Raw genomic sequence first — 5,409 nt, 5'->3', positions numbered from 1 at the left:
CGGCCAGCGCGGCGTCGCGCGCCCGCTCCACCATGGCGAAGCGCAGGTTGGCGGCGAGTCCAGCGGCAAGCGGCGAGAAACCCCTGGCGACGCTGCGGTTCCCGGGCTCCGTGCCCGCCTCAGGATCGGCGCGGCCGCTGCCCAGCACCCGCCGGATCAGGTCATACGGCGCCATGACGCGGCCGGTCCCGTAGCTCTCGAGGAACCAACGTCGCGTGCCCGGATAGACGGGCGCGACCTCGTCCAGGATGGCGACCAGCGCCGCGCCGGCAATGCCGGTCACGTCCGGCGCCGTGACGGTGCCGTAACCCGTCAACAAATCGTCCTGTACGGACGAGAGGTAGCCGTTCGTCCACCCCTCCCGCGCCAGTGCCGCCACCACGAACCAGTCCAGGTTGCGCGCGAACACCTCGGCAGGGCGCCGGGAATGCAGTGGCGCCGTGGTATCCCCGGGCGCGGGCGGCACCAGCGCCCGCCCGCTGAGCTCTCGCAGCGAGACGGCCAGCCGGTCGCGCGCCCGGCGAGTCGCCCGGTCCGTGCCGTAGTCGCCGCGCACGCGGTAGCGCCGCAACGCGACCTGCCAGTCCAGGTCGTGGGCGATCTCGTGGGCGATGGTGCCGGCCGCCGTCGCTGGCGGGAAGTAGACGGTGCGCCTGCGCGGGTCGTGCAGCGCCAGCGTTGCGCCGCGGCCGCGCGCTTCGCCGAAGCGCACACGCAGCCCGCGCAGGTCGAGCGAGGGCAGCACGCGCTGCAGATCGGCCAGCGCCTGGGCCAGCCGCCGCCGGTGGTACGGCCGCCAGGCAGCGGGCACCCGCGCGTCGAAGCTGACCGACGCCAGGCCGAACCGGTCCTGCAGCTCCCGGGCGGACGGCCCGCCGAAGCCGGGGAACCAGACGTCCTCTTGCGCGTAGGTGCGGAGCGACACGGCGGCCCACAGGGTAATGGCCGCCAGTACCTGCGAGGCGCCAGGCGAGTTGTGCGCCAGCACCGACCGCTGCGCCACGAATTGTTCCTCGTTCCCGACCCCTGCAGCGAAGCGCTCCCGTGCCGCCTGCTCGCGCCCGCTGAGCCCGGCTGCCTCCAGCAGCTCGCGCTGGTGCACGTTGACCGCCACAATCACCGGCGCCTGGGCAGGTGCATTGAACGAATCGGCCGCAGCCGCCAGTTGCCTGGCCAGCAGCGGTCCCAGCAATGTCGAGCCCGGCTTCGTCCCTCGAGCCGGCGGCGCCCCGGCCAGCCGCGGCCCGAGTGCACGGATCGTCGCAGCCAGGCGCGGCGCCAACTCGAGCGCGTCCCGCTCCGACTCGAGCGGCAGCGGCGCGAGCGGCGGCTGCTCCACCAGGAAGCGACGCTCGGCGCGCCACTGTTGGGCGAGGTCGAGCGCATCCGCCCCTTGGGACTGGGCCGCTCGAAGAAGTCGCCGCGCGTCAATGCGCGCCAGCTCCCGATCCCGCAGCAACGCCGCCGCTTCTCCGGCAAGCAGCCGGGCCCGCCCGGCCACACTCCACTCTGCCGCCGCCAGGGCGTAGGCCAGCCGCACGGCCAGCTCACCGGCGCGCGGGTCGCGGGCTTCCGCGACGGCGCCTTCGATCAGCCGCAAGTGGTGGCGCCCCGCGCCACTCCCTGACCAGGCACCACCGGCCCGCACCCGGTCCAGCGCCGCGGGGTCCACCTCGTAGCCGCGGCCCTCCAGTGTCCGCACCAGCAGTGCCCAGCCAAGCAGCCGGCGCGTCTCCGCGCTCAGCCGCGGATCCTGCAGCGCGTAATCCAGGAGGCGGAACGGGCTGCCCAGCCCCAGGCGCTGCCGCTCCAGGTAGCCGGCCGCCAGCACCAACTCCGGCGCGAGCGGCTGCGTCGCGCGCGCGCGCGTGAGCAGCGTGCTCTCGAAATGGCGGGCAGTCGAGAGCTGCCGCTCGGCATCCGCCCCGAGAGCTGGATGCTCGAAACCGTCGCACGCCGGCAGCAGCGCGACGAGCAAGGCGAGGGCGGGGTCGAAACGTCGGATACCCGGCATCGGGAACCAGAAAAAGAGTCGGTCAGGTGAACGGGCGCCGCGCTACGGCGGCAAATGGAACAGACCGGGAAGCTTACTCCCTGGCCGCCTCCAGTACCGCACGACGCAGGCGTGGCCAGATCGCCGGCGCGTAGCTGAGGAAGTTGGCGCGCAACTCTGGCCGCCGCTCCAGAAACAGCCAGGCGGGCCGGCCGCCCTTGGCGTCGTTGCACGCCCGGCAGCAGGCCACCAGGTTGCCGTCCGAGCCGTCGCCGCCCTTCACTCGCGGCTCCACGTGGTCCAGCGTCAGCTCGGCCGGCGGATACACCGCGCCGCAATAGACACAGCGATGGCCGTCGCGCCTGAAGATGCGCGCCCGGCGATCCAGCGCCCGCTTCCCTTCCTGGCCCGCCATGCCTTTGGTACACGGCAGTCCCGGGATTGCTCCCTGCCACCGGGCCCGCCCGGCCCGCCCCGCCCCATTTGCTCTCGCGCAGGCGGCCGGCTAGTCTTTCGCCCTATGGCGCTGCACGATCCGCGACTGGTCTCGCTCCGGCGCGCGCTCGAGCAGCGCGAGGCGAAACGGCTCGAGCGCGAAGCGGACACCCGCGAGGCCGCCGTCCTACTCCTGCTGCGCCCCCGCGAGGCCCTCGAGCTCCTCTTCATCAAGCGGGCCCAGCACGATCAGGATCCCTGGTCCGGCCACATGGCCTTTCCCGGCGGCCGCCGCGACCCCGATGATGACGACCTCCTGACCACTGCGCGCCGCGAAACCGTGGAAGAAACCGGAATCGACCTGAGCTCGGCCGGCGAGGTGCTGGGCAGGCTCGACGAGGTGCGCCCCACCACCATGCGGCTTCCGCCCCTCGTCATTGCGCCCTACGTGGCCGGCGTCTCGCCCGAGACCGATGCAGCACCCGATCCCCGCGAAGTCGAGGCCGCACTCTGGATCCCGCTCGAAGCGCTCCGCGACGGAGGCGCCGGCAGCCGGATCCTGCTCGAGCTCGAGGGGGCGCCGCGCAGTCTGCCTTCGCTGCGCTACCGCGACTACGTCATCTGGGGACTGACGCACCGCATCCTGCTGCAGTTGCTCGAACTCGCGGAAAGCTGCGGGATATAGCGGCTCTACGCCGCGGCCACGGTCTGCTCGACCGCCCAACGCGTCAAGGCCGGGAACGACTTCTTGCGGCGATACAGCTTTCTCATGGTACTGGCGACCGTGCCCCGCTCGAGCACCCGATCCAGCCCCGCGAGCGCCGGGCCGTCGCCCAGGCGCTCGGCAATAGGCGCCAGCCGGTCGACCAGCGCACGGATCGCGTCCCGCGCGCCGCGCTCCTCTCCTGTGACCGGGTCGAGACGGAAGAACAAGGGAAGCAACGTACCAGAAAGCCTTGGGTGCGCCCGAGAGCCTGTCCCCCGCGCGCCAGACACGCAGGCGTCTGGGGCGCGTGGAGTCAAGTCGGCGGCGGTGGCGGGTGCGGTTGCGAATGCGAGGAAGCGGAAAGGCGCCAGGCCAGCCCCGGCTGCCGCACGCCCGCGCTGAAGCCGGCCCACTCCGCCGCCGCACCGGCGGGCATTCCCGCGGCCCGCGACTCGAGCGCGCGCTCGGCCGCGCGCTCGACTTCCAACGTGAGCTGCTCCTCCACGCGCTCCAGCTCCTCCCGCGCCACGCCCGCGCCCACCAGATACTCCTCGAAGAGCCCGATCGGATCGCGCCGCCCCCACTCCTCGAAAAGCGCTGCGGCGAAGGTGGCGCGCGCCTCCGCCTCGTCGTGTGTGGCGTGGCCGCCCATGCGGAACGTGTCTACCACCAGCAGCGTCGGGCCGCCGCCGGTGCGCGCGCGCTGCGCGGCCAGCCGGGTCGCGGCGTAGACATCCAGAACATTGTTCCCATCGGCCCACGCGCCGGCCACCCCGTACGTGCGCGGCCAGGCCCGGAAATCGCCTGCGTGGTGCTGGTCCAGCCGCGTGCCCAGCGCGACCTGGTTGTTCTGCAGGATCAGGATCACGGGCAGCCGCAGCACGGCGGCCAGGTTGATGCCCTCGTGGAAGGCTGCAGTCTTGGTGGCGCCGTCGCCTACCCAGGTCAGCGCCACCCGCAGCTCCCCCCGCTGTCGGAACGCCAGCGCGGCACCGGTCATGACCGGGACCATGTCGCCCACGTGAGAGACAGGCTGGATCACGCCCCGGGCCGGATCGCCGATGTGCAGGTCGCGGCCGCCATTCGGCGCGTCGGCGGTGCCGAGGTAGCCGCGGAACATGGACTCGAGGCTCATGCCCATTTCGTGACACGCGCCCGCGTTGCGGATCATGGGGGCGACGACGTCGCTGCCGCGCTCCAGCGCGTGCACGCTCCCAATCGTGACCGCCTCCTCGCCCGTGCCCAGCCAGGCCTTGCTGATCACGCCCTGCCTCACCCAGCGCTTGAGCATGATGTCGTGCAGCCGGTTGCGCAGCAGACCGGCGTAGAGGCCGAGCAGCGCCTCCGCATCCAGCGTCTCGAGGATCGCGCGCCGCTCCGCATCAGCGCTCAGGCGCTCGGCGTACTCCTGGACCAGCCGCGGATCCGGCTGCCAGTCCACGTACTCCGGTGGGTCGTAGGGCGGGTAGCGGCGCATGCGCGAAAAGCTAGCCGCACTACGGCGCAGCGCCAGCCGAGGCGGAGCGTGCAGCCGCCAGGCCTGGTCGCGGAAGCGCGCGTGCCGGCACCGGCAGGGCGACGGTCAGCGGGATGCGCCCACGCCGTTGGCCTCCTGTATCGCCCGGCCAATGCGTGCGGCCATCACGTCCAGCTCGGAACGGGACGGAATCGGCGTATCCGCCATGGGCAGCTGCAGCGCGAACGGGATGCCTTCGTAAACCGGAATGAGGTGGAGGTGGAAATGCAGCACGTCCTGCCCGCCCACCCGGCCGTTGGCGCTGAAGACATTAACGGCGTCGGCACCCGTCGCCCGCTGGATACCTGGGGCGATCTGCTTGGCCACCATGAGGCAATGGGCGGCCAGCTCGTCCGGCACCTCGAAGAGCGTGGGATAATGGTCGCGCGAGACGACCAGCGTGTGGCCAGGGCTCACCGGCTGGATGTCCATGAAGGCCAGCGCCCGATCATCCTCATGGACAATGCTCACCATCTCCTCCCCACCAATGATCCGACAGAAGGTGCAGCTCTGCTCCAGCATGACCTTACCTCCAACGCGCATCTTGACGCCTCCAGTGGGCGGGCAAAGTCATGCAGAAACCGGGCCGCCGCCCGCCGGTCCGGCCCGTTGCCACTCCGGTCCGTTCCCTGCCAGATTATAGCGCGCGCCCTACCCAGACGGATAGGATGAAGGTGATCGAAGACGACGTAGTCGAAAAGCCGCCGCCGGTTACGGTGGCGCCGCTGTTGCCGCTCGGCCTGCTCGAGTCGCTGCGCT

Annotated in this window: 6 protein-coding genes; 1 reads left to right on the top strand and 5 read right to left on the bottom strand. The window is 71.8% G+C overall.

What is annotated here, in order from left to right; translation table 11 throughout:
- Both HY703_00215 and HY703_00210 read right to left on the bottom strand, forming a co-directional pair.
- Positions 1 to 2,014: hypothetical protein (locus tag HY703_00215; protein ID MBI4543602.1), on the bottom strand; the 2,014-nt coding region annotated here is incomplete at its 3' end.
- Positions 2,015 to 2,087: 73 nt separating this feature from the next.
- Positions 2,088 to 2,408 carry an HNH endonuclease gene (locus HY703_00210; GenBank protein ID MBI4543601.1) on the bottom strand — a complete coding sequence of 107 codons (321 nt, stop codon included), beginning with the start codon at positions 2,406 to 2,408 and terminating at the stop codon, positions 2,088 to 2,090.
- A 105-nt stretch (positions 2,409 to 2,513) separates the two neighbouring features.
- On the opposite strand from HY703_00210, the gene HY703_00205 reads away from it, so the two are divergent.
- The gene (locus HY703_00205; GenBank protein ID MBI4543600.1) at positions 2,514 to 3,113 is read left to right on the top strand and encodes a CoA pyrophosphatase; all 600 of its coding nucleotides are present in this window, start codon (positions 2,514 to 2,516) and stop codon (positions 3,111 to 3,113) included.
- 5 nt (positions 3,114 to 3,118) lie between these two features.
- Here HY703_00205 and HY703_00200 read toward each other — a convergent pair whose 3' ends face one another.
- The 3 genes from HY703_00200 to HY703_00190 form a co-directional block, all read right to left on the bottom strand.
- Positions 3,119 to 3,361, bottom strand: coding sequence for a hypothetical protein (locus tag HY703_00200; protein MBI4543599.1), 243 nt, complete (start codon positions 3,359 to 3,361; stop codon positions 3,119 to 3,121).
- An 86-nt stretch (positions 3,362 to 3,447) separates the two neighbouring features.
- Positions 3,448 to 4,611: a thiamine pyrophosphate-dependent dehydrogenase E1 component subunit alpha gene (locus HY703_00195; GenBank protein MBI4543598.1), complete on the bottom strand. Its 1,164-nt coding sequence runs from the start codon at positions 4,609 to 4,611 to the stop codon at positions 3,448 to 3,450.
- 105 nt (positions 4,612 to 4,716) lie between these two features.
- Positions 4,717 to 5,193, bottom strand: coding sequence for an HIT domain-containing protein (locus HY703_00190; protein ID MBI4543597.1), 477 nt, complete (start codon positions 5,191 to 5,193; stop codon positions 4,717 to 4,719).
- Between the last annotated feature and the right edge of the window lie 216 nt (positions 5,194 to 5,409).

The sequence above is a fragment of the Gemmatimonadota bacterium genome (assembly GCA_016209965.1).
Lineage (GTDB): Bacteria > Gemmatimonadota > Gemmatimonadetes > Longimicrobiales > RSA9 > JACQVE01.
The sequence above is the reverse complement of the archived record's forward strand: the minus strand, read 5'-3'. Positions and strand labels throughout refer to the sequence as shown.